Below are 735 nucleotides of genomic sequence, written 5' to 3' on the forward strand. Positions count from 1 at the left end.
CCGGCACCACACCGAACCCCAGCAGGGTCAGCAAGGTAGAACGGGCATTGAGATAGCGTTTGCGATCAGACAGATCGTCGTGGGTGAGCAGGACCTGGGCAGTATGCAACTGATGCTGCTGAAAGCGGGTCTCCCAGGCCTGCACCAGCCCCATCTGCCCCACGGCGGCGGCGGCCTGCAGCTCATGCACGGAATCCGGGCGCACCGACCAGCCCAGCCGGGTCATGCCTTCGGCCACCGCCCCGGACGAGACAATAACCACTTCAATGCCACGCTCACGCAGGGCCACCATGCGGTCCACCCAGGTTTGCATGAGCGCACAGTCCAGCCCTTTGCCGTCATTGGTCAGCAGGGCACTGCCTATCTTGATTACCCAACGCTGGCGATCTGCCACGCTCACTCCTTACCATCGGGTCCGAACATCTGGCATTTCCCGCCACTCAACTCGCCAGACACAACAATGCGCTACGGTTCGTAGACGATTTCCACATCGTGATCATCATCGTCGTCGTCATTATCATTCTGGCGAGCACGACGCGACTCCGCCTTGAGCTCCTGCACCTTCTCCCGGGCCTCTTCTTCCAGACGGGCGCGCAGGTCCTGTTGGGCAGCGGCGTAGGCTGGATCCTCCTCCTCAAGACGACGGCGATCCTCAATGGCATTCATCAGGGCGTAAACCAGATCCTCACAGCCCACCCCGGCGGCGGCCGAAACCTTGAACACCGGCCCCTGCCA

Annotated in this window: 2 pseudogenes; both read right to left on the bottom strand. The window is 61.9% G+C overall.

Annotated features, from left to right (window positions below):
* Window positions 1-394: pseudogene (locus A3754_RS22255) on the bottom strand (glutamate 5-kinase); the annotation flags it as partial.
* Between the two features lie 71 nt (window positions 395-465).
* Window positions 466-735: pseudogene (gene obgE, locus A3754_RS22260) on the bottom strand (GTPase ObgE); the annotation flags it as partial.

The sequence above is a fragment of the Alcanivorax sp. HI0083 genome (genome assembly GCF_001635175.1).